Source organism: Streptomyces sp. NPDC056160 (genome assembly GCF_042268205.1).
Classification (GTDB): Bacteria; Actinomycetota; Actinomycetes; order Streptomycetales; family Streptomycetaceae; genus Streptomyces.
In genome coordinates this window covers 1-17159 of the sequence record NZ_JBHJUW010000164.1, presented here as the reverse complement: position 1 = coordinate 17159, position 17159 = coordinate 1, and the positions used below count along the sequence as shown (strand labels likewise).

Annotated in this window: 18 protein-coding genes and 3 pseudogenes; 9 read left to right on the top strand and 12 right to left on the bottom strand. The window is 70.2% G+C overall.

Translation table 11 applies throughout. The annotated features are described in order from the left end of the window. Positions 1-228: 228 nt before the first annotated feature. The 8 genes and pseudogenes from ggt to ACFC02_RS36690 all read right to left on the bottom strand — a co-directional run bounded on the left by ggt (position 229) and on the right by ACFC02_RS36690 (position 8450). On the bottom strand, positions 229-2040 hold the full coding sequence (gene ggt / locus ACFC02_RS36725) for a gamma-glutamyltransferase (protein WP_376366603.1): 1812 nt from the start codon (positions 2038-2040) through the stop codon (positions 229-231). A 741-nt stretch (positions 2041-2781) separates the two neighbouring features. Beyond that, a complete protein-coding gene (locus tag ACFC02_RS36720) occupies positions 2782-3228 on the bottom strand; it encodes a DUF6278 family protein (RefSeq protein WP_376366601.1) in 447 nt (148 codons plus the stop codon). A 106-nt stretch (positions 3229-3334) separates the two neighbouring features. Beyond that, positions 3335-4114, bottom strand: a complete 780-nt coding sequence (locus ACFC02_RS36715; RefSeq protein ID WP_376366599.1) for an exodeoxyribonuclease III — start codon at positions 4112-4114, stop codon at positions 3335-3337. A gap of 86 nt (positions 4115-4200) precedes the next feature. Continuing rightward, positions 4201-4836 carry an MBL fold metallo-hydrolase gene (locus tag ACFC02_RS36710; RefSeq protein ID WP_376366597.1) on the bottom strand — a complete coding sequence of 212 codons (636 nt, stop codon included), beginning with the start codon at positions 4834-4836 and terminating at the stop codon, positions 4201-4203. A gap of 186 nt (positions 4837-5022) precedes the next feature. Further along, positions 5023-6327, bottom strand: coding sequence for an alpha/beta fold hydrolase (locus ACFC02_RS36705; RefSeq protein ID WP_376366595.1), 1305 nt, complete (start codon positions 6325-6327; stop codon positions 5023-5025). Between the two features lie 308 nt (positions 6328-6635). After that, positions 6636-7488 (bottom strand): annotated as a pseudogene (locus tag ACFC02_RS36700) (IS701 family transposase). A gap of 132 nt (positions 7489-7620) precedes the next feature. Further along, positions 7621-7923, bottom strand: a pseudogene (locus ACFC02_RS36695) (hypothetical protein); the annotation flags it as partial. 188 nt (positions 7924-8111) lie between these two features. Then, positions 8112-8450: an ArsR/SmtB family transcription factor gene (locus ACFC02_RS36690; protein WP_376366593.1), complete on the bottom strand. Its 339-nt coding sequence runs from the start codon at positions 8448-8450 to the stop codon at positions 8112-8114. An 89-nt stretch (positions 8451-8539) separates the two neighbouring features. Here ACFC02_RS36690 and ACFC02_RS36685 point away from each other — a divergent pair, with 89 nt between their 5' ends. From ACFC02_RS36685 to ACFC02_RS36675, 3 genes and pseudogenes are all read left to right on the top strand, one after another. Next, a complete protein-coding gene (locus tag ACFC02_RS36685) occupies positions 8540-9904 on the top strand; it encodes an MFS transporter (protein ID WP_376366591.1) in 1365 nt (454 codons plus the stop codon). 11 nt (positions 9905-9915) lie between these two features. Then, on the top strand, positions 9916-10935 hold the full coding sequence (locus ACFC02_RS36680) for an LLM class flavin-dependent oxidoreductase (protein WP_376366589.1): 1020 nt from the start codon (positions 9916-9918) through the stop codon (positions 10933-10935). A gap of 147 nt (positions 10936-11082) precedes the next feature. Then, positions 11083-11367 (top strand): annotated as a pseudogene (locus ACFC02_RS36675) (GTP-binding protein); the annotation flags it as partial. Between the two features lie 439 nt (positions 11368-11806). On the opposite strand, the gene rpsN reads toward ACFC02_RS36675, so the two are convergent. Next, complete coding sequence (rpsN, locus tag ACFC02_RS36670; protein ID WP_376366587.1) at positions 11807-12112, bottom strand: 30S ribosomal protein S14; 306 nt, start codon at positions 12110-12112, stop codon at positions 11807-11809. Beyond that, the gene (gene rpmB / locus ACFC02_RS36665; protein ID WP_376366585.1) at positions 12112-12348 is read right to left on the bottom strand and encodes a 50S ribosomal protein L28; all 237 of its coding nucleotides are present in this window, start codon (positions 12346-12348) and stop codon (positions 12112-12114) included. Before rpmB ends, rpsN begins: the two co-directional genes overlap by 1 nt. A gap of 68 nt (positions 12349-12416) precedes the next feature. Here rpmB and rpmG point away from each other — a divergent pair, with 68 nt between their 5' ends. The 5 genes from rpmG (at position 12417) to ACFC02_RS36640 (ending at position 14766) form a co-directional block, all read left to right on the top strand. Then, positions 12417-12581: a 50S ribosomal protein L33 gene (gene rpmG / locus ACFC02_RS36660; RefSeq protein WP_376366583.1), complete on the top strand. Its 165-nt coding sequence runs from the start codon at positions 12417-12419 to the stop codon at positions 12579-12581. Between the two features lie 41 nt (positions 12582-12622). After that, the gene (locus ACFC02_RS36655) at positions 12623-12877 is read left to right on the top strand and encodes a type B 50S ribosomal protein L31 (RefSeq protein ID WP_376366581.1); all 255 of its coding nucleotides are present in this window, start codon (positions 12623-12625) and stop codon (positions 12875-12877) included. Continuing rightward, positions 12877-14031, top strand: a complete 1155-nt coding sequence (locus tag ACFC02_RS36650) for a CobW family GTP-binding protein (protein ID WP_376366579.1) — start codon at positions 12877-12879, stop codon at positions 14029-14031. The genes ACFC02_RS36655 and ACFC02_RS36650 overlap by 1 nt, the downstream gene beginning before the upstream one ends. A gap of 38 nt (positions 14032-14069) precedes the next feature. Beyond that, the gene (gene rpsR / locus ACFC02_RS36645) at positions 14070-14306 is read left to right on the top strand and encodes a 30S ribosomal protein S18 (protein ID WP_376366577.1); all 237 of its coding nucleotides are present in this window, start codon (positions 14070-14072) and stop codon (positions 14304-14306) included. Positions 14307-14601: 295 nt separating this feature from the next. Then, on the top strand, positions 14602-14766 hold the full coding sequence (locus tag ACFC02_RS36640) for a hypothetical protein (RefSeq protein ID WP_376366575.1): 165 nt from the start codon (positions 14602-14604) through the stop codon (positions 14764-14766). 409 nt (positions 14767-15175) lie between these two features. Here the strand turns inward: ACFC02_RS36640 and ACFC02_RS36635 are convergent, their stop codons facing one another. Together ACFC02_RS36635 and ACFC02_RS36630 are read right to left on the bottom strand one after the other, a co-directional pair. Further along, positions 15176-15379, bottom strand: a complete 204-nt coding sequence (locus ACFC02_RS36635; protein WP_030052720.1) for a cold-shock protein — start codon at positions 15377-15379, stop codon at positions 15176-15178. A gap of 245 nt (positions 15380-15624) precedes the next feature. Next, complete coding sequence (locus tag ACFC02_RS36630) at positions 15625-15963, bottom strand: helix-turn-helix domain-containing protein (protein WP_376366572.1); 339 nt, start codon at positions 15961-15963, stop codon at positions 15625-15627. 876 nt (positions 15964-16839) lie between these two features. Between ACFC02_RS36630 and ACFC02_RS36625 the strand changes: the two genes are divergently transcribed. Continuing rightward, positions 16840-17028, top strand: a complete 189-nt coding sequence (locus ACFC02_RS36625; RefSeq protein ID WP_376366570.1) for a hypothetical protein — start codon at positions 16840-16842, stop codon at positions 17026-17028. The last annotated feature ends 131 nt before the right edge of the window (positions 17029-17159 follow it).

Here is a 17159-nt window from a genome sequence, read left to right as displayed (position 1 = left end):
CGGGCGCGCCCGCCGGCCACCCCTCCCCCCCGCTGCACTGGCCCCCCGCCCGGGCCCCCACCGTGTTCGGCGGGCGCGGGGGGCGGGCGCCGCCCGCGGGGGGCGGGCACGCGACCGCGGCCCGCCCCCGGCGTGCGCTACGTGCACGGACGTGCTCCACGGCGCCCGTGGACGTGCGCCACGGGGCCCGTTCGCAGCGCGTGCGCTACGGGACCGGAGGTTGCTGCGCTACGGGGCCGGGTGGACGACCATCGCCGAACCGCCGCCCCTGCGCACCTTCTCCGCCGCCGCCAGCCACCTGCCGTCCGGCAGCCGCTGGACCCCGGTGGCCGCGCCGATCTCCGGGTTGAGCTTGAAGGAGTGGCCGATCGCCTCCAACTGCTTCCGCAACGGACTGTCGTAGAGGGCGGGTTCGAGTTCGGTCTGGGCCGCGTTGCGCTGGCTGGCGCGGGGCGCGGCGATCGCGTCGACCAGCGGCAGGTGGCGGTCGAGGAACCCGGTCAGGGTCTGGAGCACGGTGGTGATGATGGTCGCGCCGCCGGGCGAACCCAGCGCCACCACGGGGCGGTTGTGCCGGTCGAGCACGATGGTGGGTGAGATCGACGACCGCGGCCGCTTGCCCGGGCCCGGCAGGTTCGGGTCGTGCACGGCCGGGTTGGCGGGCGCGAAGGAGAAGTCGGTCAGCTCGTTGTTGAGCAGGAAGCCGCGGCCCGGGACGGTGATGCCGCTGCCGCCGGTCTGTTCGATGGTGAGGGTGTACGAGACGACGTTGCCCCAGCGGTCGGCGGTCGTCAGATGTGTGGTGTTCTCGCCCTCGTACGTCGTCGGCGCGGCCGTCCCCCCGGCGCCGCACGCGGCGGGCCGGCGCGGGTCGCCGGGCGCGAGCGGGCTGGTGAGGACGGCGTCGTCCTTGATCAGGCAGCCGCGGGAGTCGGCGAAGCGCTGGGAGAGCAGGCCGCGGGTGGGTACGTTCTCGAAGGAGGGGTCGCCGACCCAGCGGCCCCGGTCGGCGAAGGCGATGCGGCTCGCCTCGATGTAGTGGTGCAGGTACTGGACCTCGCTCGCCTTGGAGAGGTTCGTCCGCTCCAGGATGTTCAGCGCCTCGCCGACGGTGGTGCCGCCGGAGGAGGACGGCGCGATGGAGTAGACGTTCAGGCCGCGGTACGAAGTGCGCGTGGGCGCCTGGAGCTTGGCGCGGTAGGCCGCGAGGTCCTTCTCGGCGAGTTTGCCGGGCCGGGCGTTCCAGCCCGAACCGGGGGCGACGGGCGGGCGGTTGACGGTGTCGACGATCTCGTCACCGAGGTCGCCGTGGTAGACGGCGCCGACGCCCTTCCTGGCCAGCTCCTCGTAGGTGCGGGCGAGGTCGGGGTTCTTGAAGGTCGAACCGACGGCGGGGAGCCGCCCGCCGGGCAGGAACAGCTTCGCGGTGTCCGGGAAGTAGCGGAAGCGGGTCTCGTTGGCCGCCGTCTGCGAGCGGAAGGTGTCGTCGACGGTGAATCCGTCGCGGGCGAGCCGCTCGGCGGGCTTCAGGACCGTACCGAGCCGCCTGGTTCCCCATTCGTCCAGGGCCTTCTGCCAGGTGGCGGGGGTGCCCGGGGTGCCGACGCTCAGGCCGCTGGTGACGGCGTCGTCGAAGGAGAGCGGCTTGCCGTGCTCCGTGAAGAGGTCCTCGTCGGCGCTCAGCGGCGCGGTCTCGCGGCCGTCGACGGTGTGCACCGTGCGCGACTTGGCGTCGTAGTAGACGAAGTAGCCGCCTCCGCCGATGCCGGAGGAGTAGGGCTCGGTGACGCCGAGGGCCGCGGCGGTGGCCACGGCCGCGTCGACGGCGTTGCCGCCCTTCCTCAGCACCTCGATACCGGCGGCCGAGGCGTCCGCGTCGACGCTCGCCACGGCGCCGCCGTAGCCGGCGGCCACGGGAACCTTCTCGACCGGTTTCGGCCTCGCGTCCGGCCGCGCGGCGGGCGGTGCCGCCGCTCCCACCGAGACCACGGCGGCCGAGACCGCCAGGACCGTCAGTTTCCGTACACCAGGGCGACGCATCCGCACCTCCAGTCAGAGACCGTCCGCGCAGCCTATTCCATTGCCATGATCCCGTCAGGACCATCTCGAACACGGTACCGTCCGGGCCGCCGGCACGCTCACCGCGCGACGTGCTCGGTCGGAGCCCTGACCACGCCGCGCTGCACGGGAACGTGAACTTTGCCGGCGCCTGAGCCGGGGCCGGCCGCCCGGCATGCCGGATTCCGGTGCGGGAGGTACCGGTTCCTCCACCGGGACGGGGATGTCGCCGTCGGCGTTCGACGTACCGGGCGGCCTGCCGCTGGGGCCGTGGGCGGGAGGCCGGTCGGCGCATCCGGCAGCGTGTTCGAATCTGACGCACTCGCCCCGGAGGAACCGGGGTCCCCTGCGCGCATTCTGGGCGAGGCGGCTCGCCGCCCCCGCCGGAAGCGGAGCCCGCCGGTCCGTCGGCTCCGCGTCGAGCACAACCCGCCCGGCGCGCAGCTGACCTTCTGCTCGCCTGCGGACGACCCGGAGTGGCTGTCCGTACCGCCGCGCGAGCAGTGATCTCCGGCTGCCGCCGGCCGGGTATGGCTCTGTGGACCGCTGCCCCCTGAGACGGTCGCGAACGCCATATCGTAGTCGAGGTTCGGGCCGATGAGTCCTCCGGCGTGGAGGAAGGCCCGCCGACGCGGCACCGCGGGGACGTCAACCGGCGACTTTGCGGCGTTTGCTGCAACCTCCGTCGCCCGGGGGCTCCGTCCTCTCCGCCGGCGCCCTCGCTCAGCCCTCGGCGACCTCCGCATAGAGCTGGGACAGCTCAGGTACCCCCTCCTCGGCCCACGCGTGCCCGGCCTCCACGACGACGATCTCCCGGCCGGAGGCGAGCCGGACGACGGGATGGCCGTTCGGCCACAGTTCCCAGGCTGCGCCGGGCATGGTGCGCACGATGACCGTGCCCAGATAGAGCCCGGCGTCGATACCCAGCCACGACACCGTCTCGGCGTCGTCCCGCCAGCGCGGCAGCAGCTGATCGAGCGCCTCCAGGGAGGCGGGCGACCCGTCGAGCCGGACACCGGCCTCGGCGACCAGCGCGCGCAACTGTTCGCAGGTGGAAAAGAGATCGGCGAGATCCGCCGCGGTCGGGGAGCCGTCGCCGGCGGAGATCACCGTGACACCGACGGCCGGTGCGTGCCTCTTGCGCCAGTTGCCCAGGAACGGGAGGTCCATGGCCCCAGCGTGACACCGCGACCGCCGCGCGCACCACAGCGCGGGCCGCCCCGGGTACATCTGTGCGGAGTACCGGGCCGTCTACGCCGTTGTCGTCTCCCGGCGCCTACAGGTCCAGGTCGACCACCACGGGCGCGTGGTCCGAGGCACCCTTGCCCTTGCGCTCCTCCCGGTCGACGTAGGCGTCGGTGACCGCTTCGGCGAAGGGCTCGTTGGCGTACACCAGGTCGATGCGCATGCCGCGGTTCTTGGGGAAGCAGAGCTGGCGGTAGTCCCAGTACGTGAAGGGGTGGTCGTACTTCAGGGGCCGGGGCACCACGTCGGACAGGCCCGCCTCGCGCAGGGAGGCGAGGGCGGCGCGCTCGGCCGGGGTGACGTGCGTGGAGCCCTCGAAGGCGGCGCGGTCGAAGACGTCGTCGTCCGTCGGCGCGACGTTGTAGTCGCCGAGGACGGCGAACGGGCGGCTGCCGGACGCGTCGCCGGCGACGGCCGCCCTCAGCGCCTCGAACCACTGCAGCTTGTAGGCGTAGTGCGGGTGGTCCACCTCGCGGCCGTTGGGCACGTAGACCGACCAGACGCGCAGCGGGCCGCAGGTCGCCGACAGGGCGCGGGGTTCCTCGACGCCGTCGTACCCCGGGTCGCCGGGCAGGCCCTTGACCACGTCGTCGAGGCCCACGCGGGAGAGCACCGCCACGCCGTTCCACCGGCCGGTGGCGTGGACCGCCGCTTCGTAACCCAGCTCGCGCAACTGGTCGAACGGGAACTGGTCCTCGGCGACCTTGGCCTCCTGGAGGCACAGCACGTCGGTGCCGCTGCTCTCCAGCCAGGCGAGCAGCCGCGGGAGGCGGGCGGTGATCGAGTTCACGTTCCAGGTCGCGATGCGCATGCCTCACAACCTACCGGGAGGCACTGACAACCCCCGCCGCCCGGCCCCCTGCCGGCCGGCCCCTCCCCGCGGGGCGCCCCGGTGCCTCACATGTCGGCGGAGGCCCCCGGGGCCAGCCGCAGGTGCTCCGCCCCGCCCAGGGAGCCGATCTGGTGGTCGTAGACCGGGCGGGCCAAGTCGGTCAGGAGCGCGTCGTGGATGTCGTAGGCACGCTGCGGCTTGACCTCCCGGACGTACTCGATCACTTCCGCGATCTTGTTCCAGGGCGCCATCACGGGCAGCAGCAGGGTCTCCACCGGCTGGTCGGGCACGGTGAGGGCGTCACCCGGGTGGAAGACCTTGCCGCCGTCGATCAGGTAGCCGACGTTGGTGATGCGCGGGATGTCCGGGTGGATCACGGCGTGCAGTTCGCCGTGGACCCGCACGTCGAAGCCCGCGGCCGTGAAGGTGTCCCCGTGGCCCACGGTGTGGACGCGCCCGGGGAAGGCCGCCGAGATCTGCTCCGCGACCGACTTCAGGGTCCAGATCTCTGCGGCCGGGTTGGCTTCCATGCCCGCCCGCAACCGGCCCTCGTCGAAGTGGTCGAGGTGCTCGTGCGTGACCAGGACGGCCTCGGCGCCGACCGCGGCGTCCTCCTCGCTGAAGGCGCCGGGGTCGATGACGAGGGTCCGGCCGTCCTTCTCCAGGCGGACACAGGCGTGCGACTTCTTCGTGAGCTTCATGTGTCCCATCCTGCCGCGTGTGCCGGGCGCGCGGCCTGTTCAGCATGGTGCTCCTGGTGCCCGGCTGAACGATCACCTCACCGAGGGGCCTGACGGACCGGGTGGTCGGCCGCAGGGGGGCGGCGGCCCCTTCCGCCCGGTGCGTCCGCGGCCCGGCGCCCCCGCTCGCCCGTGGGCCGCCCGGCGTCACTCCGTGGGCGTCGTCTCCTCCTGTATGACCCGCTGCGCCACCCGGAAGGCGCTGCCCGCGGCGGGCATCCCGCAGTAGACCGCGGCCTGGAGCAGCACCTCCTTGATCTCGTCCGGGGTGAGGCCGTTGCGCAGGGCGGCCCGGGTGTGCGCGGCCAGGTCCTCCAGGTGGCCGCCCACGGCCAGGGCGGTGAGCGCGACGCAGCTGCGGGTGCGCCGGTCCAGGCCGGGGCGGCCCCAGACGGCGCCCCAGGTGGAGCGGGTGAGGAATTCCTGGAAGTCCCCCGAGAAGTCGTCGGCCTCCGCCAGCTCCCGGTCCACGTGCGCGTCGCCGAGCACCTCGCGCCGGATCTTGAGACCCGCGTCGTACGGGTCCGCCCCGGGCGTGGGCTGGGGCTGCACCGCCGCCGGAGCGATCTCGGCGATCGGCGCGCTCGGCGGGGTCTGCGGCGGCGGGGCCAGGACGGGCTTGACGGGCGCCGCGACGATCGCCATCTGGCCCGTGCTCGACTCGAAGGCGGGCTGCCATGCCGTGGAGAAGTGCCGCACCAGCAGGTCCGTCACGGCGGCGGGCTGCTCCACCGGCACCAGGTGGGAGGCGCCGGGCACGACGGCCAGGCGGGCGTCCGGGATGCCGGCGACCAGTGTGCGGGCCTCGGCCGGGCCGGTGACCTGGTCGTCGGAGCCGACCAGGACCAGCGTGGGCACGCCGACCCGGCCCAGCTCCGCACGGACGTCGAAGGCGGCCAGCGCCTCGCAGGCGGCGATGTAGCAGCCGGGGTCGGTGGTGCGCACCATCTGCACGGCCCAGTCGGTGATCGCGGGCTGGGCGGCGGCGAACCCGGCGGTGAACCAGCGGTCCGGGGACGTACGGGCGATGGGGTCGAGACCGTTCGTACGGACGATCACGCCGCGCTGGCGGAACTCGTCCGCCGTGCCGAACCGGGGTGAGGCCGCGATCAGGGCGAGGGAGGCGAGGCGCTCCGGGTGGCGCAGGGCCAGCTCGACGCCGATGGCGCCGCCCAGCGAGCAGCCGGCGTAGCCGAAGCGCTGCACGCCGAGCCCGTCGAGGGTGGCCAGCACCCGGGCGGTCAGGTCCCCGACCGAACCGACCGGATGCGCGGGCGCGCCGCCGTGGCCCGGCAGGTCGAACCGGAAGACACGCCACTGCTTCGTCAGCTCAGGGACCTGCCGGTCCCACATGTGCCATGTGGTACCCAGTGAGGGACCGAGGATCAGGACGGGAGCCTCTTCCGGCCCGTCAAAGCGGTATTGCAGGGTGTTCGACGGTGTCTCACTCACGCCCCAGACCCTCTCACGTCTCACAAAATCTCACACAGCCGGGGGAAACCAGCGGCTCGATGCACCTGCGGCTCGACTCCTCGGGCACTGCCGGCGGCCTCATCGATCGAGTCTGGTTCTCTCAGTGTGCACGCGCGTCTTGACGCAGCGTGTCCTGCCGGCCGCGCTCTCACACTGTCCTCACGTCGACGCGCTGCTGCCTTCACCAGCACAGCTGTCAGCTGTCAGCTGTTCCGAGTTTGGAGCAAAACGTGTGGCGCTGTCCCGAAGGTCGGGACGGCTTGGTACTCCAGCCGAAGATGTGATCTTCATGGTTGAAGGCCGGCTTGTCGGCGGTAGTGGCTGTGGCGGGCGCGGGCTTGGTGGCGTCGGCGCCAGGTGGACCAGCGCAGTCGATGCGCGAGGTCGCGAGTGGGCTGCGCGATCAGGGCGGTGAACAGGCGCTGGATCTCGTTGCAGGTGAGCGGGATCAGGCCGTCGGTGCTGGTTCCGTCGTCAACTGGGGTCTGGCCTCGGCGTTCGAGCGCGGCTGTGACGGCGAGGAAGGCGTGGGCGAGCAGTGCCAGGGTGACCCAACGGTGCCAGGAGTCCCAGCGGCGGACTTGGTGCTCGTCCAGTCCGGCCAATGTCTTCGAACTCTGGAAGGTCTCCTCCACCGTCCAGCGGCTCCCGGCGACCTTGACCAGGGTGGCGAAGCCGATCTCCTTGGGGACGGTGGCCCGGCGGCACCGCTCGGGGTCGTCGCTCCAGGATCTGGGCAGGTACAGGCTCCGGTCAATGCTGGCATGCCCGTGCCGGGAGGCGTACGTGAGGTGGACAGCGACCTGGGCGTTCCGATCCTCCCAGCGGTGCCGGTGTACTGCCGCTGGAGGCCGACGGTGTGCCTGCCCTTCTTCAGATCGCCGGTCTCGTCCACCATCAGTACCGCCTGGTCGTCGGCGAGATGCTCCAGAACGAATGTGCGCAGGTCGTCCCGGACGAGGTCAGCGTCCCACTTGGCCCGGCTGAGCAGGTGCCGAGGCCGTCGGGTGAGGCGTCCCCGGTGTGCTCGGCGATCGTCCAGCAATTCTTGCGCGGCAGGTCCGACAGCAAGCCGAGCACCGACTGCCGTGCCCGAAGACAGGGTTCAACACGCCCGAAGCGATTTGCGATCCGGCCCATCAGACCCTGGAACATCGTCTGCCAGCGGTCAGGCACTACGCTGTCACCCGCGGCCACCGCCTGATCTTCAGTCTTCACAAACCGATGATCAACAGTGGCCGCACCCACCTTCGGACCGGCCTGCCGACTCGATTACGGCCTGGTCACGGAGTGGCGCCCGGACCAGCCCGTGGCAGCCCCGACCTCACCCGCGATATCCACGACAGCCCTCCCATCCGTCACCACCCGCACAGTCTCTGCGGGGACCCGCTGGTCCAGGAACCGCGCCTTGCGGGCACTGCCTTCCAGCTCCTGCTCCAGCTCCGAGCCGAGCTCACGGCGCATCAGTCGCTCACGGGCGGTGGCATCGGAGGCGGTGAGAAGGACCCACACAATCCGGACACCCGTCCCCATGGCCCGCTGGAACGTGCCGGTCTCCTCGGGCAGCACACTGAGGTGCCCGCGGAGCGAAGGCGACGGAGATAGTCCATCGTCTGTGTCACGTCGGCCTCGGTCCACACGCTCGCCTGCGGGGCTTCGCGCACCGAGGCCACCATCGCCGCAGTCGTCGCCTTCCGCACCCGCGGGCGGGGACGAGTTCGACCTGCGAGTCCTGCTGCGCAAAGCGTGCCGTGGCGGCGCTGCTAGCCATTTGCGTGTTCCGGCTTGCGCGCCTCCGCTGCGAGGATCCCGAGCAGACCAGGGAAACGTACGTCGATGTCCGACCGGCGCAGCCGGATGCCCTTCCGGTTCCCGTAGTCAATCTCCCAGATCAGTCCGGCTTCCCGAAGCGCACGGAAGTGGTGCGTCTGGGTCTGCTTCGAGATCGGCAGATCGAACGAGTTACATGTGCGCTCGCGATCCTCCTCGTCCGCGGCGAGCTCGACCATCACCGCACGACGGTGCTCATCGGAGAGCGCTCGGAGGACGGTGCCGAGCTCCATCTCCGCAGCCGCCGGCCCCGAAGGTGTTTCCTTCACCATTCGCTGCCACCTCTCCCAGGTCTGATTTGCATCGTACCTTACGTGCATGCTTCCCTCAGGTACGACACGCATCGTACCTAGGAGGAATCTTGTCGCCCACTCACGCCACCCCCGAGCGTCCATCACCATCGCCGTTGCTGCTGCCCGTCGTGCTGCTGGGCATCTTCGTGATGCCGATCAGCATCACTGGCGCCGCGATCGCGCTTCCCGACATCTCGCGGGACCTCGGCAGCGAGGCAACTATGCTGCAGGGCGTCGTCAACGGCTTCAACATCGCCCTGACGATCTCCACGCTGCTATGGGGGCAGATCGGCAACCGGATCGGGCTGCGACGGACGTTCGTCATCGGCCTCGCCACGGTCCTGCTCGGAGCAGTCGGAAGCGCCCTCGCCGGAAACTTGATCCTCCTCGACCTCGCACGGATCATCACCGGCGTCGGCGCGGCCGCCATCGCGACCGGCGGCACCTCGATCATCTCCCACGCCTACGACGGCAAGCGACGCGCGCGTGCCTTCGCTCTCCTGGGCACGATCGTGGGCATCGGCCTGGCGGCCGGCCCCACGCTCAGCGGCCTGCTCGTCACGGCGCTCGGATGGCGTGGTGTCTTCGGCGTGGTCGCCGGGGTCGCCGCGCTCGTGCTGGCGGCTGCAGCGTTCAGAGTCCTGCCAGCACCGTCCGCCACGTCGACGGGCGATGCGCCCCGCCGAGGCTTCCTCAACCTGTCGCCGCTGCGCAGCCCTCGCTTCCTTGCAGTCGCGCTAGTCCCCGTCGCCGCGTCGTTCGCCTACGTCCCAGTCCTCACCTACGCACCCATCGCGCTGAGCGCCGTCCATGGTCAGGACGCGGCGACCGCGGGACTGTTCATGCTCCCGCTGACGCTCCCCGTCCTCGTCGGCCCGCTGCTCACCGGCGCGCTGATCACCCGCACCCGCGTCTCGCCGCACGCGATCATCAACACCGCCATCATCCTGCTCATCACCGGCGACGTGCTGTTCCTGCTGTTCGACCCGAGCCTGCCCCCGGTGCTGCTCGTTATCCCGATGATCCTGCTGGGATTCGGATGGGGGCTCCCCCTCGGGCTCGTCGACGGCGAAGCACTCGCCTCCGTCCCCGCACACAGCAGCGCCGCCGCAGCCGGCGTACTCAACTTCCTCCGACTCGGCAGCGAAGCGCTCGCCGTCGCCGTCTTCGGCGCTGCCATCGCCGCGATCATCGGCGCCCAGCTCAGCAACCCAACTCTCGGCGCCGAGGTCGCAGCCGGGGCCACCGGCCATGCAGCCGTCTACGCCTCCGCGTTCCGCATGATGATGATCGCCTGCGCCGTCGTCACCACGGTCATCGGCGCCGCCGTCATCCTCCTGCGCCGAGCCAGCGGCACGCCCACCCCCGATTCCACCGAGGACGAGCTGCCCACCGCGGCGGAGTCGCCCACCGATTCCATCCCGGTCCTGTGAAAGGAGCCACGATGACGAAGAAGCTGGGGTTCCTCTCCTTCGGCCACTACCAGCCCCGCCACCACCTGTCCGCAGCCGACTCGCTGACGCAGGGGATCGAGATCGCGGTCGGCGCGGAAGAACTCGGCTTCGACGGCGCCTGGATGCGCGTGCACCACTATCAGCACCAGTTCGCCAGCCCCTGGTCCTTCCTGGGAGCCATGGCCGCGAGAACTCAGCGACTCGAGCTCGGCACCGCCGTGATCGACATGCGTTACGAGAACCCACTCATCATGGCCGAGCTCTCCGCCGCAGCCGACCTCATCAGCGGCGGACGTCTCCAACTCGGCATCAGCCGAGGATCACAGGAACCCGCACTGCGCGGATGGGAGAGCTTCGGCTTCCATCCGTCCGCCGACAGCAACGCCGCAGACATGGCACGCGAGCACACCGACCGCTTCCGCGCCGCCATCGCCGGGACACCGATGGCGATCAGCGACCCCGCCGAGGCCGGCGTGCAGGTGCCGTTGCCGATCCAACCGCAGTCAGAGACCCTTCCGCAGCGCATCTGGTGGGGATCGGCCACGCGACAGAGCGCACAGTGGGCCGGCGAACAGGGTATGCACCTGCTCAGTAGCACCTTGCTCTCTGAGGACACGGGTGTTCCGTTCTCGGAGCTCCAGGCCGAACAGGTCAGGGTCTTCCGCGCCGCCTGGGATCGCGCGGGCCATCGAGGTGCGCCCCGCGTCGCCGTCGTGCGCAGCATCCTGCCGATCGTCTCCGACCGTGACCGGTCCTTGTTCGGCCCCGCGGCGCTCCAAGCACAAGAAAACGTCGGCGTCCTTGGAGGTGCCGTCTCCCGTTTCGGGAAGAGCTTCATCGGAGAGCCGGAGGCCATCATCAGGGAGATTCAGCAAGATCACGCAGTGAAGGAGGCGGACACCCTGCTTGTCACGATCCCCAACACGCTCGGCGTGCAGGAGAACCTGCGCATCCTCGGCAATATTGCAGAGCACCTCGCGCCAACTGTTCACTCCCTGAGAGCGGGTTGACTCAAGGGAGCTATGCAAGCCAACGGAGGGGGCGGTGACCCGAATCTATTCGTGACGCCGCCCCCTCCGCATCTTCGTGTACCTGTCGTGTCGCCGTGCGGAACTGGCGAGGCGGGACTCCGACTTCGCGCCGAAACGCCGTGCTGAAAGGAGTACGGCATCACGTCGACCGTCTTCCGCTCCGGAAGGCCCTTCCACCCCGGACGGCTGTGGACGTTCGTGACGGAGACCCTGGACAGCGGCGCCTACGGGCAGATCCTCCGGTCCCAGGGCTTCTTCACCCTCGCCAGCCGCCCCCTTGTGACGGGACTGTGGTCGCAGGCCGGGGCCGTGGCCCGCTTCGAACCCTCCTCCGCACGCGACGCCGACAGCCCCTACGCCCAGGAACTCGCCTTCATCGGAACCCAGCTGGACGCGGAGCCGCTGCGGGCTTTGCCCTACCTGCATGAACCCGACGTGCGCGGGGTCATCGGCCTCATCGCCGACCGCTTCCCGGGCGCCCGGCTGGCCCTGGACACCGCCGGCCCCGGTTTCTTCGACACGCAGGAACAGCACGACGCCCTCAGTGAGGTCGAGGCCCGTATGCACTGGTACTGCCCTGGTCCGGCCCGATTGGTCGACTGGCGGCCGGGAGCACGCATACTGGCGTCACACACCCTCACCAGCCTGCCTGAGGAACTGGTGGCCCAGTTGCCACTCCCCCACCAGCAGATGGTGTCGCCATGGCCGCGCAGCGGCTCCCCCCGGCCGAGGGCTACCGGCTCAACCTCCTGCGCCTGCCCTGATACCTGCAGGCACGCTCAGCGGGAGGTCCGGCCATGACTCGGCGGAGTCATGGCCGGACTCGGGGCCCGTCGCGCGAGCGGCGCGGCTACCAGGAGGACTTGGTGACCCCGGGCAGGAAGCCGGCGTGGGCCTGCTCCCGTACGCGGACGCGAGACAGGCCGAACTTCCGCAGGTGGCCGCGCGGCCGCCCGTCCACGCTGTCCCGGTTGCGTACTCGGGTGGCGCTCGCGTTGCGGGGCTGGCGCCGCAGTTCTTCCACTGCGGCCTGGCGTTCGGCGTCGGTGGAGGCCGGCCGGCGGATGATCTCCTTCAGCTCCGCACGGCGGGCCGCGTACCGCTCGACGGTCGCCTTGCGCTTCTCGTTCTGCGCGATCTTGCTCTTCTTGGCCATCAGACCTTTCCCCCTCGGGCGCGGATGCGGGCTACGGCCGCCTCGATGCCGATGGTGTCGACAGTCTTGATCGCCTTCGCGCTGAGCGTCAGCCGGACATGCCGCCCCTCGCTGGGCAGCCAGTAGCGCTTGCGCTGGATGTTGGGGTCGAAGCGGCGCGAAGTGCGCCGGTGGGAGTGGGAGATGGTGTTGCCGAAGCCCGGCTGGGCGCCGGTCAGTTGGCAGTGGGCGGACAAGGTCTTACCTACCTCTCGTCGGACGGCCAGTTTTTGGTAATGGAAATCATCGCCATATACTAACCCTCATGGCACGCAACGAGGTACGCCCGATCATCAAGCTCCGCTCCACGGCGGGAACCGGCTACACGTACGTCACCCGCAAGAACCGCCGCAGCGACCCCGACCGCATGGTGCTGCGCAAGTACGACCCGATCGCCCGGCGCCACGTCGACTTCCGCGAAGAGCGCTGACCTCCCGCCCCTCCGCCGCCGCCCGATCCCAAGGACGCCCCATGAAGCCCGGAATCCACCCCGCATACGGTCCCGTCGTCTTCCGCGACCGTGCCGCGAACTACGCGTTCCTCACCCGCTCCACCATGACCAGTGACAAGACGATCGAGTGGGAGGACGGCAACACCTATCCGGTGGTAGACGTCGAGATCTCGGACGTCAGCCACCCCTTCTACACGGGGACCGCCCGGGTCCTGGACACCGCCGGGCGAGTCGAGCGCTTCGAGCGCCGGTACGGCCGACGCGGAGCCAACTGATGCGCGGCAAGTCCCCACTGCCCATCGTCATCGTCGCCGGGCTCCACTCCGAGGCGCGCCGCAAGGTCGTGGACCACCTCTTGCACCTGGTACCCGACAGCGTCGCCCTCCACCACGACCTGTCCACAGCGGCCGACGGCACCGTCCTGCGCCAGGTGCGCGACGCTTCGGGCGAACTGTCCCGAGGCGAGGCCCCGTTGGTCAACGACTGTGCATGCTGCGCCCTGCGCGAGGACCTCGTCCCCGAGTTGGAACGGCTCGCCGACGCCGGCCTCACCCGGCTCGCCGTCGTCGAGCTGTGGGACTCCGTCGAACCCAAGGGGATGGCCGAGGTCGTCGTCCACCACGGCGGCGACACGGTCCGACTCACCAACGTGATCACAGCAGTCGATCCGGCTCTCGTCCTCCCCTGCCTCGGCAACGGCGACGACCTCGCCGAGGCGGGCCTCGCGGCCGCAGCCGCCGACCAGCGCACAGTCGGCGACACCTGCGCCAGGCAACTGGAGTACGCCCCCGTCCTCGCCGTCGTGGAGAGCGAGGACGCCGACGACGAGGACCGGGCGCTGCTCAGCCAACTTCACCCCACCGCCCGTCAGGTGAGCGCCGACTCGCCGGAGCTCGGCCGACTGGTCTTCGCCGGCTTCGACGCCGAAGCCGCCGCCGCAGCCCAGCACCCTGCCTGCGCGCTGCTCCCCCAGGAAGCCGACGAGGCAGGCGTCACCACATTCGTCTGGCGGCGGCACCGCCCGTTCCATCCCGAACGCCTCTACCAGGCGCTGGAGGACCTCTGCTGCGCCGCGGCCCGCAGCCGCGGACGGTTCTGGCTCGCCGACCGCCCCGACACCCTGCTCGCCTGGGACGCCGCGGGCGGGGCCCTGTGTGTGGAGAGCGCCGGCCCGTGGCTCGCCTCCCTGCCGGACGCCGCCTGGGAGATGGTCCCGCCCGTGCGCCGAGCGGCTGCCGCGCTGGACTGGCACCCCGAACACGGGGACCGCTGCCAGCACCTCGTCTTCACCTCGCCCGGCCTGGACCGCGACGGACTCGCGCGGCTGCTGGAGTCCTGCCTGCTCACCGATGCCGAGTACGCCGCGGGACCCGAAGCGTGGAAGCAACTCCCGGCCGCATTCGACTCTCTCCTCGACCCCGTCGCGTAACCCCGGCCCCGTCCGCCCCGCAACACAGAAGGAGCACCATGGCCCCCCGCCAGAGCCCCCGCAAGCCCGTCAAGTCCCGCCCCAACCCGCTGGACGCAGCCGGGATCACCTACATCGACTACAAGGACACCGATCTGCTGCGGAAGTTCATCTCCGACCGCGGCAAGATCCGCAGCCGCCGCGTCACCCGCGTCACCGCCCAGCAGCAACGACAGATCGCAGCGGCGATCAAGAACGCCCGGGAGGTGGCGCTTCTTCCCTACTCGACTCGATGAAGAGTGACCCCTTAGTTCTACACAAGCCTCTTCCTCCGACCATACGGAAGCACACGAAATGCACCTCTCGAAGGAGGGGTGCATTTCGCTACGCCGGGCGAACTCCGTGCGATGGCCGCTCTCGCCTTCGGCGCCGACCTTCGCCTCGGGCTGTTCGCCGCCACCATCGCCATGGCGCTGCTCTTCGGCACCCTCGGCCGCAAGGCCCGGCCCGACGACGTGGTCATCGGCAGCGTCTTCTCTCCTGGTTCCTGGGCCTGGGCGCCTTCTTCATCACCCTCTACACGACCTCGCGGTGCTGGAGATGCGGGCGGGACTGTTCGCCTCGTACTGGGTGCCGAAGATGCCGCCCAGCTTCGCCAACATGGCCGCCGCCACGGCCGTCTACGCCGCGACCTTCCTGATACGACGGCCCGCCCCCGGTCCTGGTACGCGAACCGCCGTCCCCACCGGCACATGAACGAAGGCACCCGATGGCATCCGATCGCCAGTGCGCCCCCGCCGCGTCGCACGACGTCACGCTGATCGGCCGCCTCACCCAGCAACGCACCGCCGTGGTCGAGCCAGCCGACGGCGGGCGCCTGACCGTCTGCCTCTCCAAGCTGCACGAACAGCCGCGCAGGGCATGCGACCCCCGAGCCCGACGACGCCCGCAGTGGCTGTGTCCAGAGTTTCCGGGCCCCGGTCGCGCCGACCTTCGCGCCGACCTTCGCGCCGCAACAGCAGGGCCGCGCAGCAATGGCTGCGCGGCCCTGATCCTGTCCGCGCCCGACCCGAGAGCAGGCGCCTTCGTGCAGGTGGGCGGCTCGACCCGCACGGGCGGCGGCCCCAGACACGGCGTGCGCGATCCCTCGGGCAGGGCTGCGCGGTCAGGCCAGGTTGATGTTCTCGGCCTGCGGACCCTTCTGGCCCTGGGTCACGTCGAACGTCACGGCCTGGCCCTCCTGGAGCTCACGAAAGCCCGTGGAGTTGATCGCGGAGTAGTGCGCGAAGACATCCGGACCGCCGCCGTCCTGGGCGATGAAGCCGAAGCCCTTCTCCGCGTTGAACCACTTCACTGTTCCCGTTGCCATGTCTTATGCCTTCCAGTCGATGAACGCCTCCCACTACATGTGGCAGACGGAGGTGATCGCCCTGGTCCCTGCGGCACAGCACAGCAAAACACCCACACCAGAGACGTGGGCAAGTGGGAATTCCGAACCACGACAGCTGACACAGACGTTACACGCCCACACACCGCGTCACCAGAGGACAAGGATCACTCTGCACACCGAGACCGTGCGTGCGGTACCCGCCGATGCTGACGGGCACGCTCATCTCATTCTGCTGCCGTCGGGTTCACTGACTCGGCGGCGCGGCGATATTCGGCGTTGATGCGCTGGGCTTCTTCGAGCTGGTCCTCGAGAATGACGATCCGGCAGGCAGCCTCGATGGGGGTGCCCCGATCGACGAGCTCCCGGGCGCGGGCGGCGATACGCAGTTGGTAGCGGGAGTAGCGGCGGTGGCCGCCTTCGGAGCGCAGGGGGGTGATCAGGCGGGCTTCGCCGAGGGCGCGGAGGAAGGCAGGGGTGGTGCCGAGCATCTCGGCGGCCCGGCCCATGGTGTAGGCGGGGTAGTCGTCGTCGTTGAGACGGCCGAACGTGTCGTCTGCTGTCATTGCACCTCTCTGTGGAACGCGTTGAGGGGCCCTGGCGCCGTACTGGCACCAGGGCCCCGAAGGAACTACTACACCATCTGCCGGCCCGGATACTGCACCGGCCCTCTGTTTCCGCAGCCCCGACCGAGACGCTGTCGGGGGCGCGGGGATCGCGGTTGCTTGACCGGAGACCACCTCACTATCGATGTCCTGCGGTACCCGGGTCCGAGACTTCCGCCCGGGCGATCCTGATGGCGCTCGGCTCCTCCGTTCTTCCCTCTTGATCAACTACTCACTGACGGAACCTGCGAACTGCTGATACCGCGAACTGCTGGTGGCCTCGAACAGCGCCACTCTTCGGCAGCCAGCCCCGTCGCCCGTCCTGCGTCTGCTCCGGCTTGGAACCCCACTGCCGAACCTCCCGGTGCGCGCGCCCGCAGCCGACGCCTTCACCGAGGTACTGCTCACTGACTTCACTGCTGGGTACTGCGATCCTTCATTTGCGGGTGCTGCGACTGCGGTACTGCTCATGGTGGCCCCTGATCACTGCGGGCCACCCGGTCCGGCCGTCAGTCCCGTCACCGTCCTGCAACCGCCTTGGCTTCGGAACTCCACCACCGCACCGTCCTGCGAACTGCGACTGCGGTACTGCTGCCCGGCAGTTCATCTCTGCCGGGCCTGTCTCGATCTCGGCTACGAGAGAAACCATAACCACACCGCCATCCAATGTCTACTCTTGCTGGCATAGATTTTTGTGCACTCGAAGACGAGGTAATCCGCCTCGGCCGGTCCAGCAGAGTCCCTGACCGTAACCCGTGGCACTGTCATCAACAGTCGACTGGCTCTCGCAGCCACGGGAGGCAGAGGGTGTCGGATGCGCTGACGCATTCCGCCCGCTTGAGCGAGTTCGCCGCCGTCTTCGACTCCCCCGCGGAGAAGGACGGGCCGCCCACGCGTCTGCCCTTCCGTGTCGCCCGGGTCCTGCCGGGCACGCCGGGGAGCCCGGAGACGGGTGGGATGTACCGGGTTGCGATCGCGGACGTCAGCGCCAGGAGCGGAGGCGACTTCGACTGTTCCGACCACTGAGCGACGGCGCCGGGAACCCGCTGCACGCAGTGTGGGGGCCCCCCGCCGCGCCGGCGGGCCCACACAGCGGGGGAAATTTAAGCTAGTGGCGGTTTAACCCGTACTACAGGGAACCGGGGGGCGACGAAAGC

Coding starts and splice junctions, on each gene's coding strand:
- rpmG (WP_376366583.1), top strand. CDS start 12,417: ATGGCACGCAACGAGGTACGCCCGATCATCAAGCTCCGCTCCACGGCG.
- ACFC02_RS36635 (WP_030052720.1), bottom strand. CDS start 15,379: ATGGCAACGGGAACAGTGAAGTGGTTCAACGCGGAGAAGGGCTTCGGC.
- ACFC02_RS36655 (WP_376366581.1), top strand. CDS start 12,623: ATGAAGCCCGGAATCCACCCCGCATACGGTCCCGTCGTCTTCCGCGAC.
- ACFC02_RS36715 (WP_376366599.1), bottom strand. CDS start 4,114: ATGCGCATCGCGACCTGGAACGTGAACTCGATCACCGCCCGCCTCCCG.
- ACFC02_RS36650 (WP_376366579.1), top strand. CDS start 12,877: ATGCGCGGCAAGTCCCCACTGCCCATCGTCATCGTCGCCGGGCTCCAC.
- rpsR (WP_376366577.1), top strand. CDS start 14,070: ATGGCCCCCCGCCAGAGCCCCCGCAAGCCCGTCAAGTCCCGCCCCAAC.
- ACFC02_RS36710 (WP_376366597.1), bottom strand. CDS start 4,836: ATGAAGCTCACGAAGAAGTCGCACGCCTGTGTCCGCCTGGAGAAGGAC.
- ACFC02_RS36720 (WP_376366601.1), bottom strand. CDS start 3,228: ATGGACCTCCCGTTCCTGGGCAACTGGCGCAAGAGGCACGCACCGGCC.
- ACFC02_RS36680 (WP_376366589.1), top strand. CDS start 9,916: ATGACGAAGAAGCTGGGGTTCCTCTCCTTCGGCCACTACCAGCCCCGC.
- ACFC02_RS36630 (WP_376366572.1), bottom strand. CDS start 15,963: ATGACAGCAGACGACACGTTCGGCCGTCTCAACGACGACGACTACCCC.
- ggt (WP_376366603.1), bottom strand. CDS start 2,040: ATGCGTCGCCCTGGTGTACGGAAACTGACGGTCCTGGCGGTCTCGGCC.
- ACFC02_RS36690 (WP_376366593.1), bottom strand. CDS start 8,450: ATGGTGAAGGAAACACCTTCGGGGCCGGCGGCTGCGGAGATGGAGCTC.
- rpsN (WP_376366587.1), bottom strand. CDS start 12,112: ATGGCCAAGAAGAGCAAGATCGCGCAGAACGAGAAGCGCAAGGCGACC.